This window comes from Nitrosomonas sp. (genome assembly GCA_031316255.1).
In the GTDB taxonomy this organism is placed as follows: domain Bacteria; phylum Pseudomonadota; class Gammaproteobacteria; order Burkholderiales; family Nitrosomonadaceae; genus Nitrosomonas.
Map to the genome: position 1 here is coordinate 1,906,574 of JALDQW010000001.1, position 16,897 is coordinate 1,923,470.

Sequence of the window (16,897 nt, forward strand, 5' to 3'; positions counted from 1 at the left end):
TTTTTATGACCTATCAATCGATTTTACAATGGATAAGCATTCGGCTTGCCGAGTTGGTCAAGATCAATGTTGATCAGATAGACCCGCAGTTGCCGTTTGACCGCTACGGCCTGGATTCGCTGAGTGCGGTTACTTTAATCGGCGAGCTCGGCGACTGGCTGCAACTCGAACTGGACCCCAGCATAGTCTATGACTACCCCACAATCGAACAACTCAGCAAATATGTATCGGAACAAATCAATGGAGGTGATGCGTGAGTACTTTTTCAGAAATCGAATATCAAACCCGGTCAGAGTCGGAATTTAATCGGCTCTTGGAAAAGCCTGCTTTTTCCTGGCCGACATTCCTGCTGTTTGTATTTATCGTCGCAAATTTTTGTTATGCGACTTATTCGGCCGTTACAGGCACGATGTCAATACTGGCTGCAATTGCACATAACAGTCTATCGGCCTATATCGCGTATACAATCATGCATGAAGCTGCACATGGGCTTGTTTGCGCGAACAAGACGGTCAACGACTGGGTGGGCCGGATCAGTTTGCTGGCGATTTCGGTGATGCCGTTTTTCAGTACGTATCGTACGCTACATATGACACATCACCGCTATGTGAACGACCCAAAAAATGATCCGGATTTTTTTTGTTGCGTTGGTCCTGCCTGGCTGCTTCCTTTCCGGTGGATGGTAATGGACGTGGCCTACGTGACGTTTTTTTTAAAGGAATGTTACCGGCACCGTCCCCGCGCGGAAAAAGTGGAATTTTGGCTGGCGGTGATTTTTGGCCTGACGTTATTGACGGCGATCATAGTCAGTGGGCACTTGATGACTTTTGTGCTGATTTACCTCATACCCACCAGAATCGCGTTATTTTTTCTGGTGCTGACGTTTGATTATTTGCCCCACTATCCCCACGATACCCTGGCGGACGACAATAAATTCCGCGCCACCAATAACCGGGTGGGTATGGAATGGCTGATTACACCGCTGTTATTGGGACAAAACTATCATCTGACCCATCATTTGTATCCGAGCGCCCCGTTTTACCGCTACCGGAAAGTCTGGCAGGCGCGGCAGCACTTCCATGACGCCAATAATCCGGCTTTAGTCAAATTTTACAAGCTAAAACCCATGCAGGATATGAACAACTAACAGATAAAGAGCAGTGTTATAAGGGTGCCTCTAAAAATTCATAATTCTAAACAAGACGAGGCGAGAACAAAAAATTTTGACGCAGCATATGATTGATATGTAAGGAAACATTTTTTGTAAACAACGAAGTATTGTAACGAAGTATGGATTTTTAGAGGTGCCCATAACACGACTGTTAACGCAAGGAGCAAGTTAACCATGAATGCAAGTTTAAATATACCTTCCTGGTACCTGGAGTACATGCAACCGGCAACCGAATATATTTCGCGCCTGAATCCTTTTCCCTTCGATCAGCCTGCGGATATTTCCAATTACATCGCGTTGCACCAGAATGATTATCTGCGTCTGGGCAACCACCCGGAAGTGATTGAGGCGCGTGCACGGGCAAATGAGAGAAACCGTAATGAAGCTTTTTTATCAACCGCTTACGGCGGCGGTTCCGGCGAGTGTGAAGCCTTTCGCACTAAAATTGCGCAGGTAATGGATGCGCAGGACGCCATGTTGACGACCTCCGGCTGGGCGGCCAATGTTGGTATTATGGAGGCAATCACGCCCCTGTTTAAACCTATCTATATTGACAAACATGCCCACGCTTCATTGTATGACGGTATAAAGCTGTCACTGGGCAAACTTGTGGTGGTCAATCACAATGATCCCGATCATCTGGTGGAGCGTATCAAAGTGAATGGCCCGGGCATTGTGGTGATCGATGCGGTCTACAGTACCGATGGCTCCCTGGGCGATGTCGAACGGTATGTGGAAATTTGCGAGCAATACGACTGCGTGCTGGTGCTGGACGAAGCTCATTCTTTCGGGATTTATGGCAACGGCGGGGGGCTGGCGGTGGAACTCGGATTGCAGCACCGGGTTCATTTCAGAACCATTAGCCTCAATAAAGCGCTCGGCGGGCACGGTGGTTTGATTGCCGGTGACGCTCAAATGATGCGGCTGGTTAGAACCCGCTGCCGCTCGGTCATATTCAGTTCGGCGACTTCGAGTGTTTCCGCAGCCGGTCACGAAGCTGCACTCGATATCATTATCCGCGATCCGCAAAGAGTGCAACGCTGTTTGAGCAATGCGGCTATTCTGCGTGAGCGTTTTGCCGATGTCCAGGTCGATACTGGCGATAGCCAGAGCCAGATCGTGTCAATCATGTTTGACAGCGAACAGGGTGCCTGTGAATTCTACGGCAGGATGCGCGACGCCGGGATTTTGACATCGGTATTCCTGTACCCGGCCATACCTCTGGGTCAGGGCCTGGTGCGCTTCTCGGTGCATTCGGAGCTCAGTAGCCAGGAAATCGATCAGACTGTTGCCTGTACAGTGCAGGTGTTAAACGAGATGGACAAAACAAATTCACTGTCCATGCCATACAAAAATATGCTTAATCAGCCCTATGCCGTCAAGAATGGAGTACGCGTATCATGAGTAAAGCCACCGTAAATAATTCCGGAATAAACGAAGCCAGTTTAAATCAGTCCGCCGTGAGCAAATCCGATGCTCGTAGTGCTGATGGCAATCAATCCAGTACGGAGGGGAAAAAGCAGGGAAAGCTTTCCGTGCATCCTTATATCGGTGGCACCGCCACTAATTTATGCAGAAACGTACTTAAAAACGGCGGTGTCGCGAAAAACCGCATGGCGACCTTCGTTATTACTCTGGCGGGTACTTTGCTCACTTTTCCCATACGTGTGCTCGAGTCCCTGTTGTATCACAAAAAGGTTCAAAATGCCGGGCTCGCTCAAGACCCCATTTTTATCATCGGCCATTGGCGCAGTGGTACTACCCATTTGCATAACGTGATCAGTCAGGATAAGCGGCTGGGTTATCTGAGTACATTACAAGCCGTATTTCCAACCTGTAGTATATTGCTGAACAAGAGCAGGTTTCTCAAGGGGTTGATTGCAAGACTGATCCCGGAAAAGCGCATGATGGATAATGTCAAAATGGGCATCGACTATCCTCAGGAAGAAGAGTTCAGCGTATCCTGTATCACAAGTTATTCTCATCATTGCAATCATTTTCCCAGAACGATTAAACAGAGCTTCGACAAGTATGTTTTATTCAATACCACCGAAGAGGAAAAAGCCGAGTGGCAACACGCCTATATGTCGGTTATCAAAAAAGCTTCATTTCTTGCCGGCGGTAAGCGCTTGTTGTTGAAAAATCCATATAACACGGCGCGCATAGCGGTTTTACTGAAGATGTTTCCCAACGCGAAGTTTATCCATATTTACCGGAATCCTTACAATATTTATGTGTCTGCGCTACATGACTTTATCAAGGAAGCCGAGGAAATGGCCTTGCAGGAGTTTTCCGAGCAGGAATTCTCTGAACTGTGTTATGAGTTGTACGAAAAGCTGATGAATCGATATTGGGAAACCAGGGATCTGATTCCTGCGGGCAATCTGTGCGAAGTTTCGTTCGAGGAATTCGAGAACAACCCGCTGGGGGAGGTGGAGCGCATCTATACTGAACTGGGTCTGGAGAAAACCGAAACGGCTTTTAACGAGATCAGGCAATACGTCGATTCGCTGAAGGGCTACAAAAAGAATAAGTACAGTTATAACGCGGCCTTAATGGATAAAATATCCGAGAAATGGGGTTTTGCCATTAAAAAAATGAACTACACGCCGCCGACTGACATTGCGCTGGATAACAAGGCCGACTGGTCGTGCAGTATCGATCACTAGCCCAATATTGCGCCAGTAAAAGACTTTACCAGTCTTGCCTGTCGTACCCATAATGCGTTGGCGATCGCCAGAAGAATTCGACTGATTTTAACGGATAAAACCATGGATACTCATTTACTTGCAGAAGTACAACAGGGCCAGGAGGATTGGGCGTTTCACATTGGCGCCCAGGCATATATATGGGGTTTGCCCATTGTGGAATGCTGGAAAGACCGGTTGTCGAAATCCCGGAATGGCGTCGGCAGCGGCGGCGATACGGGTGCCGATGCCGAAGCCGACTATGTCACCAATACATTCCGGCACGCCCGGCATCTGGCGAGTAGCGAACAAAGCGAATTCGTTAATTCGGCTACCGACTTCATTTATTCCACCGCCGTGATTGATTTGTCGAAGGGGCCTTTGTTACTCACTGCACCCGATTTTCAGCATCGCTGGTATGGCATACAGGTACTGGATGCCTATATGGAAACGCTCGCCAATCTGGGCACTCGTACCTATGGCCGGCAACTGCCGCCGGTCATCATCAGTAAGGGTGAATACAATGGCAAGATGCCTGAGGGCGCTGCATGTATCCAAAGCGATATCGATTATGTTTTTATCGTTGCCAGGATTGCGGTAGATCCTAATGAAGATTTGGCGCCGGTACATGCGCTTCAGGATGCATTGCGCCTGGAAATGTATTCCACTGCGCAGACAAACCTGTCTCACAATAACGGCGCCGGTACCGGCGCCCGGTTCGAACTGGAAGACCGCAGCGTAGATTGCCCGGCTGAGATCAGTTTTTTCCACCAGTTGGGAAAAGCCTTGAAGTTTGTGCCGCCCAAAAGCAGTGAAACTATGCTGTTGGGTATGTTAAACGATATCGGTATCAGCACGGAGCGCGGCCTGGATATCCAGCGGTTGACGCCCAGCATGGTCAAGGGATTGCAAAAAGCCATTCCTTTTGCGCAATCGATACTGGACCGGCAGATATATAGTGTTGGTAAAAATATCAACGGGTGGGGCATTTTGTTCGATATTGGCAACTATGGCAGTAACTATATCAATCGTGCCCTGGTCGCCCAGCATGGCATCTGGGCCAATGTTCCGGAAGAAAGCATGTACTTTATGGCGCACACGGACTGTGAAGGCCAGTTGTTGCATGGCGGCCGGAATTACCGGATACATTTTCCGGCCGGGCAAACGCCGCCTGTCGATGCTTTCTGGTCGATCAGTTACTACGATCAGCAAGGGCGGATTACGAATGCGTCACAGGGCAACAACGCGGTGAATTCCTTGTATAGCCCCTTGTATTACAACAAAGATGGTTCCCTGGATATCGTCATTAGTCAACGCGCTCCCGAACCGGAGCTGCGAAGCAACTGGCTGGCTGCTCATGATGGGTTGTTCAAACTCAATCTGCGTTGCTATAACCCTAGGCGGGCTTTGCTGCAGTTGGACTACCAGGTGCCGCCAATTATTCGTGCAGGCTGAGATACAACACGCCTGGCAGCCAGAGTTATTTCTTATACGCAGAGGAGAGTGAACATGAAAAAAACAGCATTAATTACCGGAGGGTCATCAGGTTTGGGCCTGGAAATGGCCAGGAACCTGCGGGCACAAGGCTATGATCTGATTTTGCTGGCGCGCGATCGGCAAAAATTGGAACGTGCCAGACAACAATTACTGGAGCACAACAGTAGCGCCGTGGTAAATACCTATGCGTGCGATGTAGCCAACGAAGACGAACTCAACAACACCTTTCAGCAAATAAAATCCGATTATGACCGTATTGATTTTCTAATTCTTAATGCCGGTGTTGCCACAATCGATTTGCTGGGTGACTACAAGAGTCTTGGCGAGGTGACCGGTAGTATTAAAATCAACTTGCTGGGTGCGGTGGGAACCACTTACCTGAGTATACCTTTGTTGCAATCGGGTTCGCGTATATTGTTTATTTCCTCCGGTTTTGGATTGTTCGGCGCTGCGGGTTACTCCTTATATGCCACGGCTAAGGCCGGGATAATAAATTTCGCCGATGCGCTGCGCCGGGAGTTGTTGCATCGTAATATTTCTGTGCATGTCGCCTGTCCTGGCGATATCGATACGCCGATGCTTGCCGGAGAGCTGCAAACCATGCCGGCCTGGATGAAAGCCGGTAGTGGACGCGCAACGCCCCTTGGCGCTGACAAGGCAGCCGACTATATTCTGAGAAAGTGCGTGAAACGGCGGTTCATGATTGTGCCATCCCTGGATGTTTCCTTTCTGATTCTGTTGCAAAAACTGTTGCCGCGCAAGCTGACAACCTTGATTATCGATCATGTATTGCCGTTGCCGCCCAAGGATGAAAGTCTGACTTGAATTTATTGGGGTAAAGTATCCGCAATCGTGGCTTTTGAACAGTTGTTTGGAACTCTTGGGTTGGAACGAGGGGTGAAACTCAGCGAATAAAACACCACCTAAAGATTAGGTGACGCGCTATGGAAGAATCTGCCAAAGCATGAAAGTGGTAAGCAGAATGATAATAAAAACCAGCAGCCGGTTCTGGCGTTTATTTTCTGAAATCATATGCAGCATTTTTTCTTCCAGACCCTGATTGCGGTTTTCGGCCATCATGTGGTGAAACAGGCGTGGAAATTGCGGAAAGATGACTGCCCAGTTGGGTGCTTCTTTTTGCATGCGGCTTGTTAGGCCCCGTAAACCAATTTGTTCAGACATCCAGTTTTCAAGAAACGGTTTGGCCGTTTTCCATAGATCCAGTTCAGGGTCCAGATCGCGTCCCAGGCCTTCGATATTGAGCAATGTTTTTTGCAGCAAAACCAGTTGTGGTTGAATTTCTACATTGAACTGACGCGATGTCTGAAACAGTTGAAACAAAACCCGACCAAATGAAATTTCCTTGAGCGGTTTATCGAAAATAGGTTCGCATACGGCGCGTATGGCTGTTTCAAAATCATCGACACGGGTGCTTTTCGGCGCCCAGCCGGCTTCGACATGCGCTTGTGCAACGCGGCCGTAGTCGCGCCTGAAGAAAGCCAGAAAGTTTTGCGCGAGATAATTCTTGTCTTCGTCACTAAGCGTGCCCATGATTCCGAAGTCAACCGCAATATACCGCCCATCTTCGCCGACAAAAATATTGCCCGGATGCATGTCGGCATGAAAATAACCGTCGCGAAATACCTGGGTGAAGAAAATTTCCACGCCCATGCGCGCAAGATGCGGGATGTCTACATTGTGTGCAACCAGCTCGTCAATATGGCTGATTGATATGCCCGAGACACGTTCCATGACCATCACATTATCCCGGCAGTAGTCCCAGTAGACTTCCGGAACCAGTAATAGCGGCGAGTTTAGAAAATTGCGCCGCAGTTGGCTGCAGTTGGCCGCTTCGCGCATTAAATCGAGTTCGTCGTCAAGATGGCGGGCAAACTCGGAGACAACCTGTCTGAGTTTCAAGCGTTTTCCATCCGGCCAAACGGCTTCGGCCAGCCAGGCGCCAGTATCCATCAGTGCGACATCGTGCGTTATTATGGGCGCGATGCTGGGGCGCAGGACTTTAACGGCAACCTTGGTCCCATCATGCAAAACGGCAAAATGTACTTGTGCGACGGACGCGCTGGCGACGGGTTTCTCATTGAATTGAATAAAAACTTCATTCACTTTTCGACCGTACGATTTTTCCAGTATGGTCATGACTATTTCTGAAGAAAACGGCGGTACCTGATCCTGAAGTTTGGCCAGCTCGTCGGCAATGTCGTGTGGCAGCAGGTCGCGCCGGGTAGACAGCATTTGACCGAATTTGACGAATATCGGTCCCAATGCTTCCAGAGCGAGACGCAGCCGTTCGCCACGCGGGCGGTGGAGCTTGCGCCAGAATGTCATCCATTTGATCGGTTTTTGTAAAAAACGTAACGGGCCGTGACTGATGAAAAACTCTTCCAAGCCAAATTTGAAAGCAACGGCGAGTATCTTTAAAAGACGGAATATGCGCATTAATATTTTTGTGAATGATTATTTGCCCGAATCGTGTATTTTAACCTGAGCGGATATGAGATTGGCCATTTAACAGTGTGGTTAATGAGTTTAAATATGAATTCAATTAATGGCCATTTACGATGTCAACGGTTTTTTTGCAGGATGATTTGATTAATTCTTTCTTCAAGTTGATCGACGTCATGTTCCAGTGTTTCAATCTGGTGTGAAAAGCGCCTGATCTCGTTTTCTTTGGCAATCATGGGTTGCTCTTCCTGCCAGTATTCCCCAAGTGATTCAGATATGTTGTTGACCAAATTGATATGCCACTGAAAAATATTTTCTCCGGCCTGTGCGATACGATGAGCCGGAATATCGCCAACGATCTTGCCAAGTTCCTGTTCGAAGTTGGGCTTAAGGTGCTTGCCGATTGTTATCAAGTCTTCTGCGAATGCTGTATTGCCCGATATGACTATAGCATCGTAGGCGGATTCTTCATGTGCCAGCAGTCTGGGCAGTAGCGTCGGCAAGATGGACAACGTGGTATCGGCTTCAAAATCATCCCGGTAGTAACTGAGTTCGCCGTTTGACTGAACAATCATTTTTAAACTGACAAACGGGGGTATGCGAATACACACGGTTTTTCCTTCATAGGATTGCAGCCGTTTGCACGCCCAGCTTTCATTACGCAGGATGTGATTCAGTGGATTTGTTGCGTAGGATGCTAACATAACTTGTATTCAGGAAAATTGTTTGTCTTTAAATAATTGCTACGTGTTTTAGCCACGAAAATGACTTAAATCCCGCGTGCTTTCGCCAGTATCCGGTATGGGTATTGTATCCCTATTTTGAGTGGCAGGCTGTTGAAATTCACCGAATCGAATGTTGCCGACGGATAAGTTATACTGCATGGTATACAGGTAAGCATTATTTGTTTGAGTCTGTTTGTTATTTTTCGCTCATGGAGGTAACAATGCGTAACATTATTTTTGCTATCGTATTACTGCAACTATCCACCCAGTTAGCTGCCGAAAACGAAAATACTGCACAACTGGAAGACCAGGCCAGGAACCTGGCTGCGCAACTGGGCATGCAATTAAAAGCGCGGCTCCAGAACGCAATGCAGACCGGTGGTCCAGCCAGCGCGATATCAACATGCAATGTCAGTGCGCCCGAGATTGCGGATGAACTTTCTACCGGCGGATGGACAGTGGGGCGGACCAGTTTGAAATTGCGCAATCCCGGCAACAGCCCTGACGAATGGGAGCGCTCAACATTGCTCGCATTTGAACAGCAATTGGCTTCGGGCATACCGGCAGCCGGATTGCAGAACAGCGTAATTGAAACCGATGACGGTGTAACCCGGTATCGTTACATGAAAGCAATTCCGATTGACACTGTATGTATGGCGTGCCATGGCGAGACTATCTCGGACGATGTCAAATCAGTCCTGACAGAGAAATATCCACTGGATGCTGCAACCGGTTATAAACCGGGCCAATTGCGCGGCGCATTTACGGTTTCGAAAATTTTGACTGATAATGAAGCGGATTGATTTTTGGGTTTAGGATTTATCGTCTGAATTGCTTTTTTGTAGTTACTTGACGGTTTGATTGCGGTGAAAATGACCAAAGCGACTGCACGATACTGTTTGTTGATTTTCCTGTGCTTACTGCTCAGTGGTTGCTCGGGCCTGATGTATTATCCCGATACCAAGAACCAGTTCTTTGACCCCAAAGCCGCTGGTTATGCGCCGGAAGATATTTTTTTCACCGATAGTGCGCAAAGAAGACTACACGGCTGGTGGTTTCCAGCCAAAAAAACGCCTGCCAAAGCGACAATCATTTTCTTTCATGGTAACGCCGAAAACCTGACGTCCCATTTCATGCATCTGGCCTGGATTAGCGCGGAAAATTATAATTTATTTATTTTTGATTATCCCGGTTATGGGCGCTCGGAAGGGAAACCTTCGCCGAAGAGTTGCGTCGAATCAGGCCATGCGGCAGTGGATTGGGTCAATCAACATAAAGCCAAAGACAGCCCCATCATTATTTACGGGCAAAGCATGGGCGGAATAATCGCATTAAAAACCGCAATCGATAAAAAATCGGAGATTGATTTAAAACTGGTGGTCGCAGACAGCACGTTTGATTCTTTTCAGCGCATCGCCCGAGAGAAACTGTCCCATCACTGGCTGACCTGGCCGCTGCAGCCGCTGAGTTATGTTTTGTTGAGTGACCGGTGGGCGCCGCAGAACCTGAAATCATTATCGTCCGTGCCGGTTTTGGTCATACATGGACAACAAGACAGAACAGTCGAGCCCATTTTTGGCGATATGATTTTTGAAAAACTGGCTGAGCCAAAAACATTCTGGAAGATACCGGATGGGGTGCATAGCGATGTTTTCTGGGGGCATGAGCACAAGTATCGCAGCAAATTTTTAACGTTCATTGAGAGTTTAGGCAAGTACTGAGTAGTTTTAAATTTGTAGAAGTTTGAATTTATTCCGAAGTATTCGAAAGTAGAATTAAACCAATACTGACGGTATTATTGAAATGGCCGTTTTTCGGCCAAAACCAGCCGATCAATTATGTATAACGGCTCTGTTGCTATTAATGACAAAAGTATGGAAGATATACGGAAACTATATATTTACTTTTTAGCGAAGTAATCGGCCTTCACCCGCAAGGCGTTTAAAAGAAACAAAATATGAACTTGGTAAATATGAATTTATATATCACATATAATCAACTAGTTATAATTATTTCTTGAAAGCACTATGAGGAAATATCCTTGATTCACGTTGTTTTAGATACAAATATTTATCGCAATAACCCAAATAGGGATAATTTGCATTTCAAAGCACTTGGACGTCTCTCAAAAGAGGGTGCGATCAAGGTACATATCCCCTACGTTGTTTTGCGTGAGTTTCAAACCCAACAACGTGAAATATACTCGAAAGATCTAGCTAAAGCAGTGTCAGGACTGGGCGGACTATCTAGAAAACAGCTAGATAAAACCACTCTTGATACTCTGAATAATATTAAAAGCGAACTGAAAAATAAGTCCGAAGGCATTCTATGTAGTGCTGAAAACCAAATCACTAACTGGGCTAACAGTATAGGAGCTAGTATCTACCCCCTCTGTATTGATCAAACAAATGCAGCCTTGGAGGCTTACTTTCAAGGTTCAGCCCCTTTAAAATCGATTAAGAATCGAGATGACATCCCCGATAGTTTCATTGTCCAGTCTATATATAAATTATCATCCGAAACAAAAGAAATTCATGTGGTAGCTGGTGATGAAAAGGTTAGAGATGCATTCTCTAGTGAGAATTTAATTCACACCTATGAGAGCTTGTCTGAGTTTATTGAATCAGATTATATTCAGAATGAGCTTAAAGACCTTGACTTAATAAAAAATATTGACTCAATAGTAAGAGCAATAGAGCAATTTGAAAATAATAACTCAGAAATCATGAATTTCATTTCAAATAAACTCGGCGACGCTATTGTAGGGAAAGCATTTTCTGATCCGTCTATACCAGATGATAACAATGAAGCAACCGTAAATAGTTATGATGAAGCTGAAGATGTGGAGTTTGACTTTAACGAAGTTGGTTACTACGGAAATGGTCAGTTTGGAATACCATTCAGCGCCAAAATAGTCGTTCTAGCTGATTATTATATTTTTAAATCAGATTATTATTGCATGGACCCTGAAAGAGAGCATGTGCCATCGGTAACTGATCACAATAAACACTATTTTGAAGCAGAAGATGAATTTGAGTTATCTGTATCTGGTTTGGTATCAATCGCTATTGATAGGGACAACATAAATTTTGATGATTTCTCAGAGAGTATCATAAAGGAAAGTTTTGAGATTGATGAAATTACGAATATTGAGCTGTGCTAACAAGGCGCACTTTCGGACGCAAACTACGCTGCGTTCTTTTTTGTAACGCACAGCTTTGTCGTTAATAATAGCAAGTAGGCTGAGGTAAACTTATGAACCCCAACATGCTTCACTGCAGTGAGCCGATGAATATTTGACCAGGCCCAATCTACGGCGTGATCGACATAACTGTGTTTCACCGGGTTGAAATGAATGTAAACCACATGCCGTGCGTAGTCGTTACCGTTGCGGATCATGCGCTCCCAATACCGCTATTGCCATATGCCTCTCGGCCAACATTTACCGTAAAAAATAAGGCCTCCTTTGGTAATCGTGCACCGGTAAATTATCGTATAAAACTGACAGAGTTAAGGGGCTCTACATAAGCAACTTTCTGATTTGATTGAATTCGACGAATATTGTCTGTTCGCACTTAAAAAGTGTGGTCAATAAGTTGGAGTACGCAAGACTTACACCAACCTACCGTGCTTATTTGTGGAAATATCAAAGTTTGTTATGATAAAACCTAAATCATCGTATTTTCATAATAATTAATGAGATAGCATGCAACTTTAAGTGTCAGATTTTATTTTTGACGTAATATATTGCGTCATTTTGGATGTATAATTCTAGTGTTTAATTGCATTAATTCGATATATACTTTTCAAGGAATATATCGTTACAAAACAGATTGTTATCCTTCTCAATAATACATCTTATTTTTGCAATTAAACACTAGTTAGACCGACTAGTTATGTCGCACACGCAAAACTGCGAAATAGAGGACGACGATGTCTACAAATGAATCTGCAAAAGATCGAATAGCAGAAATTGTTGCAAGTATGGATCGCCAGAAAGCCCCTTTCTTAGGTACTGTCAAATCACGCCTCAAAACCCATCTGGAGGGAACAAGTCCTCGGACGTGCCTAACAATAATCGAACGCTACAATTCCGGAAGAGAACAAAGTCATGCACCCGCTGTTTCTGGTACGTACTTTGGCGTTCTTTGGGATTTCTGTTGGAAGAAGCCCTACAAAGGGAACGTGCTGGATTCCGCCGTCACGGCCCCAACGATTGAAATTGTTGTTGAGGAATATCAGAAGCTTTTTACCGATAGTAGCAGCGAGTTCGCCAGTCTATTTTCTGCGGCGGTGATGCGAGACGACAAGTTTAGATCTGCTCTTGTAGATGCGATCTCCAAAACGTGGGGCGGGACGCTTCCGGCCGCTGTAAGATCGCAAGCTCTTTCTGCAGTATCCAACGCGTTGGCGTCCCGGACTCAAGACGTAATGCACTCCAGCGTTGTACAGACAAGTGTTCACGCCGTTCAAACCGCTGCTGCCAAGAGCGTTGCAGCGGCAGTGAGTAGTCCCGTAGCTGCCAAGGTTGCCGCAATCCTTGTACACAATCTATCTGTTGCTCTGGCGAGCCACATCAAAGTCGTAATCGCAAAGTTGATCGCCAGTGGCGCATTGAAGACAATTCTTGTTGGTAAACTCAAGGCTGTTCTAGCAGGTACAGTTCTCGCTGCTGTCATCCATGCACTGGCGGCAAAGTTGGCCGCCCTAGGAATCAGCGCCGGGCCAGGAACTGTTTTCATCGTAGTAGTTGCCCCCCTGCTAGCCATATACATCAGGTATCAGTACAAGCATCTTCCTGCTAAGTTAGGATCTACAGTGCCCGATAACGTGATAGCAGAACTTGAAGGTCGTTATCGGGAGGTGAATCTAACAATTGTCGACAATATATACCAGCAGGTAATTAGTGCTGGAGTTGGTGTATTGTTGACCGAAGTAATACATGACAGCGGATTCTCAAGTGCGCTAAACGAATTGGTAGAGGAGTCTGGTGACAGCTAGGGCATTTCTGCAGTTCGGGAGTCACAACAAAATTCCGGAGCAGTTTACTTCAACAGGATCTACCATTGGATTTTGCAGGATAACAATCCTCATCTCAGGCAGTTAGTATAGTTTTTGGACGGGGGTGTGGCTCACGGGTGCCACTATAATCCAGTTAAACATGGCCATGTCAAGCAGGTCAAAGACTGGTCTTATTCAAGCTTCCACCGTTTTGTTGCGAAAACGGTTTGTCCATTGAATTGGGGGTGTGCGAATAGTGATACGTTTGATCAGTATCAGTTTGGAGAGTGATCTTGCCAGGGACAGACTTTATTTTCCCGGATTTCGCGAACTCCATCCGGGCTACTAGTGTTTAATTGCATTAATTCGACACAAACTTTCAAGTGTCAATCGGCATGTAAAACTTACCAGAATTTTCGGAAAATCGGCGTTGAAAAGTTTCCACTCTAAGATGATAAATTACCGGCATTTTGCCGGAGAACTTTGGAGTGATAGAGATGGATATAATTGCCGAAATCAGAAGGCGACATTTTGTCAGTAAAGAAAATATCAGTTCAATTGCCCGTTCATTGGGGCTATCTCGTCCCACTGTCAGAAAACATTTAAAGACGGAGGTTGAACCGAAATATCGGCGTCAAACGCAATACGCGCCGAAGCTGGGTGAATTTAAGACTTTATTGACCAAATGGCTGGAAACAGAAACATTGTTGCCGAAAAAGCAGCGCCGAACAGCGATGCGATTATATGAAGGTTTGGTTGCTGAAGGCTACGCAGGCGCTTATGACAGTGTTCGGCGTTTTGTAAAGCAGTGGAAAGCAGAGAACAAGGATATGCAGACACCTCAGCAGGCGTTTGTTCCTTTGGCGTTTAAACCCGGCGAAGTCTGTCAATTTGACTGGAGTCAGGAAGTTGTTGAACTGGGTGGGCTGGAGCAAATCGTCAAGGTGGCGCATTTTCGTTTGTGTTACAGCCGCAAAATGTTTGTTGTTGCTTATTTCAGGGAAGCGCAGGAGATGCTGATGGATGCGCATAATCGTGCATTTGCGTTCTTTGGTGGCGTACCGTTGCAGATGGTTTATGACAATCCCAAGACGATTGTGGATACAATTTTGATTGGCAAGGAGAGAAAGTTCAACCGGCGGTTTATGGCGCTGGCGAGCCATTATCTGTTTGAACCCGTTGCCTGCACACCGGCGGCCGGATGGGAAAAAGGTCAGATAGAGAATCAGGTGGGTAATGTCAGAGAATGGCTGTTTACACCACGCGTAAAATTCGGAACCCTGGATGGCTTAAACCGCTGGCTGGCGCAGCGCTGCCATGAACTGTCAAACAGGAGGCATCCTGACTTTGCACAAACCATCGCGGAATGTTTTCAGCAGGAACAATCGTTATTGCGGCAAATCACAACACCATTTGCCGGTTATGTTGAACACTTGATGAAAGTCTCCAGAACCTGCCTAGTGCGTGTTGACCGGAATCAGTACAGTGTACCGGCACAATGGTCCGGACAAGTGGTTTCGGTCAGAGTATTTGCTGACCGTCTTGACATTGTGTCGGAAGGCAGAACGATTGCGACGCATCAACGCAGTTTCCTGCGCGATCAATTGATCTGTGATCCATGGCATTATCTACCCTTACTGGAAAAGAAGCCCGGCGCTATCCGGCACGGTGCGCCATTCCAGAACTGGGAACTGCCGGAAGCAATCCGCCACGTACGAGAGAAACTTCGCAAGCAAGACAAAAATGAGCGCGCTTTTGTTGATCTATTGTTGCTGACTCGTGAAGCAGGCCTTGAGGCGCTTGAAACAGCTTGTGAACTGGCGTTGGAATCCGGTGTTGTTAATGCCAGTGTTCTGCAGAATGCAATCAGGCGTCTGATTGAGCCGGTTCGTCCAAAAGCGCTGAATACCGGAGACACCTTGCAATTGACCACTGAACCGCGGGCTGATTTCCAGCGTTACGATCATTTACTGGGAAGCCGCCATGTCCACTGATCTGCTCACCCAACTCAAAGCACTGCATCTCTACGGTATGGCGGAAGCCTGGTCTGAGTTAAGCGCTGAAATGCCGCAACGCAAGCAAGTATCGCCGCAAGCTGCATTAAGCCAGCTGATCAACGCCGAAATAGCCGAACGCCAGTTGCGCAGCCTGAAATACCAGATGAAAGCCGCAAAGTTTCCGATTCACCGCGACCTGGTGAAATTCGACTGGGATGAAACACCGCTCTCACGTCAACAGATGGAACAGCTCTCAACGGCCGCTTTTATGGATGATGCGCATAACCTCATCCTGGTCGGCGGCACCGGTACCGGCAAAACACATTTGGCCACAGCTTTGGGCGTTGCCGCTATTCATCAGAGCAAACGCATACGATTCTTCAACGCCGTGGATCTGGTCAACCTGCTGGAGCAGGAAAAACAACTGAATAAAACCGGAAACCTGGCTAGAAGACTCATTCAGGTGGATGCAGTCATCCTCGATGAACTGGGCTATCTGCCTTTCCCGGAATCAGGCGGCGCCTTATTGTTTCACCTGATCAGCCAACTTTATGAGCGTACTTCACTCATTGTAACCACCAACTTGAAATTCAGTGAGTGGGTGCAGGTTTTTGGTGATGCCAAAATGACCACTGCACTGTTAGACCGCATTACGCATCATTGCGACATCCTGGAAACTGGCAATGATTCTTACCGTTTCAAGCATCGAAAAAAATGCATAAAGACCGATTAACCAACTAAACAAGGTGGAAACTTTTCGACGCCGATGACTGGAAAATTTTCAATGCCGATTGACAGTGCATGTGCTACGCGATAATGTTGATTCTTCATGGCATTTTGATTATTTCCACTTTAATCCTGTTAAACATGGCTGTGTTAAGTGGGAGAAAGACTGGCCTTATCCAGGCTTCCACCGTTTTGCTGCGAAAACGCTTTATCCATTGAATTGGGACTGCGCGAACTTTATCCGGGCAACCTGCTGACCTGGTTGCTGCAACCGCTGAGCTATGTTTTATTGACCGCCCGGTGGGCATCGGAAAACCTGAAATCATTGTCACCTGTGCCTGTTTTGGTCGTACAGGGGCTGTCGGGCTCCTTTTTGGCGACATGGTTTTTGAAGAACTGGCCGAATCGAAAACATTCTGGAAGCTACCGGATGGGGTGCATGGCGATGTGTTCTGGGGGGGCATGGGTACAAGTATCGCAGTAAATATTATGGCTTATGAAGTGTCGAATTTTTTTACATACTATCACTCTGTTAGCAATGGATTGTGCTTAACACTATGAAATTATTGTTAATATATAGATGGCATAAATATTGCTGTAGATATAACTGTAATTAATAGATCAAAAAGG

At 46.5% G+C, this 16,897-nt stretch carries 15 protein-coding genes; 13 read left to right on the forward strand and 2 right to left on the reverse strand.

Features of this window, described 5'->3' with window-relative positions:
- Positions 1-5 precede the first annotated feature (5 nt).
- The 6 genes from MRK00_08515 to MRK00_08540 all read left to right on the forward strand — a co-directional run bounded on the left by MRK00_08515 (position 6) and on the right by MRK00_08540 (position 6,180).
- Positions 6-257, forward strand: a complete 252-nt coding sequence (locus MRK00_08515; protein MDR4517415.1) for an acyl carrier protein — start codon at positions 6-8, stop codon at positions 255-257.
- Positions 254-1,147 carry a fatty acid desaturase gene (locus MRK00_08520; GenBank protein ID MDR4517416.1) on the forward strand — a complete coding sequence of 298 codons (894 nt, stop codon included), beginning with the start codon at positions 254-256 and terminating at the stop codon, positions 1,145-1,147. Before MRK00_08515 ends, MRK00_08520 begins: the two co-directional genes overlap by 4 nt.
- Positions 1,148-1,345: 198 nt before the next feature.
- Positions 1,346-2,575: an aminotransferase class I/II-fold pyridoxal phosphate-dependent enzyme gene (locus tag MRK00_08525; protein ID MDR4517417.1), complete on the forward strand. Its 1,230-nt coding sequence runs from the start codon at positions 1,346-1,348 to the stop codon at positions 2,573-2,575.
- Positions 2,572-3,840 (forward strand): sulfotransferase, encoded by a 1,269-nt coding sequence (locus tag MRK00_08530; GenBank protein MDR4517418.1) that lies wholly within the window; start codon positions 2,572-2,574, stop codon positions 3,838-3,840. Before MRK00_08525 ends, MRK00_08530 begins: the two co-directional genes overlap by 4 nt.
- Before the next feature lie 102 nt (positions 3,841-3,942).
- Positions 3,943-5,313, forward strand: coding sequence for a DUF1214 domain-containing protein (locus tag MRK00_08535; protein MDR4517419.1), 1,371 nt, complete (start codon positions 3,943-3,945; stop codon positions 5,311-5,313).
- Between the two features lie 54 nt (positions 5,314-5,367).
- Positions 5,368-6,180: an SDR family NAD(P)-dependent oxidoreductase gene (locus MRK00_08540; protein ID MDR4517420.1), complete on the forward strand. Its 813-nt coding sequence runs from the start codon at positions 5,368-5,370 to the stop codon at positions 6,178-6,180.
- Between the two features lie 117 nt (positions 6,181-6,297).
- On the opposite strand, the gene ubiB is transcribed toward MRK00_08540, so the two are convergent.
- Both ubiB and MRK00_08550 read right to left on the reverse strand, forming a co-directional pair.
- Positions 6,298-7,812, reverse strand: a complete 1,515-nt coding sequence (gene ubiB / locus MRK00_08545) for a ubiquinone biosynthesis regulatory protein kinase UbiB (GenBank protein ID MDR4517421.1) — start codon at positions 7,810-7,812, stop codon at positions 6,298-6,300.
- 125 nt (positions 7,813-7,937) lie between these two features.
- Positions 7,938-8,522 (reverse strand): hypothetical protein, encoded by a 585-nt coding sequence (locus MRK00_08550; GenBank protein MDR4517422.1) that lies wholly within the window; start codon positions 8,520-8,522, stop codon positions 7,938-7,940.
- Between the two features lie 242 nt (positions 8,523-8,764).
- Here MRK00_08550 and MRK00_08555 point away from each other — a divergent pair, with 242 nt between their 5' ends.
- The 7 genes from MRK00_08555 (at position 8,765) to MRK00_08585 (ending at position 16,751) form a co-directional block, all read left to right on the forward strand.
- Positions 8,765-9,346: a DUF3365 domain-containing protein gene (locus MRK00_08555; GenBank protein MDR4517423.1), complete on the forward strand. Its 582-nt coding sequence runs from the start codon at positions 8,765-8,767 to the stop codon at positions 9,344-9,346.
- A gap of 69 nt (positions 9,347-9,415) precedes the next feature.
- Positions 9,416-10,264, forward strand: coding sequence for an alpha/beta hydrolase (locus MRK00_08560; GenBank protein MDR4517424.1), 849 nt, complete (start codon positions 9,416-9,418; stop codon positions 10,262-10,264).
- Positions 10,265-10,584: 320 nt separating this feature from the next.
- Positions 10,585-11,706, forward strand: a complete 1,122-nt coding sequence (locus MRK00_08565) for a PIN domain-containing protein (GenBank protein ID MDR4517425.1) — start codon at positions 10,585-10,587, stop codon at positions 11,704-11,706.
- Positions 11,707-12,476: 770 nt separating this feature from the next.
- Complete coding sequence (locus MRK00_08570; GenBank protein ID MDR4517426.1) at positions 12,477-13,544, forward strand: hypothetical protein; 1,068 nt, start codon at positions 12,477-12,479, stop codon at positions 13,542-13,544.
- Between the two features lie 497 nt (positions 13,545-14,041).
- Positions 14,042-15,538 (forward strand): IS21 family transposase, encoded by a 1,497-nt coding sequence (gene istA / locus MRK00_08575; GenBank protein ID MDR4517427.1) that lies wholly within the window; start codon positions 14,042-14,044, stop codon positions 15,536-15,538.
- On the forward strand, positions 15,528-16,274 hold the full coding sequence (istB, locus tag MRK00_08580; protein MDR4517428.1) for an IS21-like element helper ATPase IstB: 747 nt from the start codon (positions 15,528-15,530) through the stop codon (positions 16,272-16,274). Before istA ends, istB begins: the two co-directional genes overlap by 11 nt.
- Positions 16,275-16,421: 147 nt before the next feature.
- Positions 16,422-16,751, forward strand: coding sequence for a hypothetical protein (locus tag MRK00_08585; GenBank protein ID MDR4517429.1), 330 nt, complete (start codon positions 16,422-16,424; stop codon positions 16,749-16,751).
- Positions 16,752-16,897 lie beyond the last annotated feature (146 nt).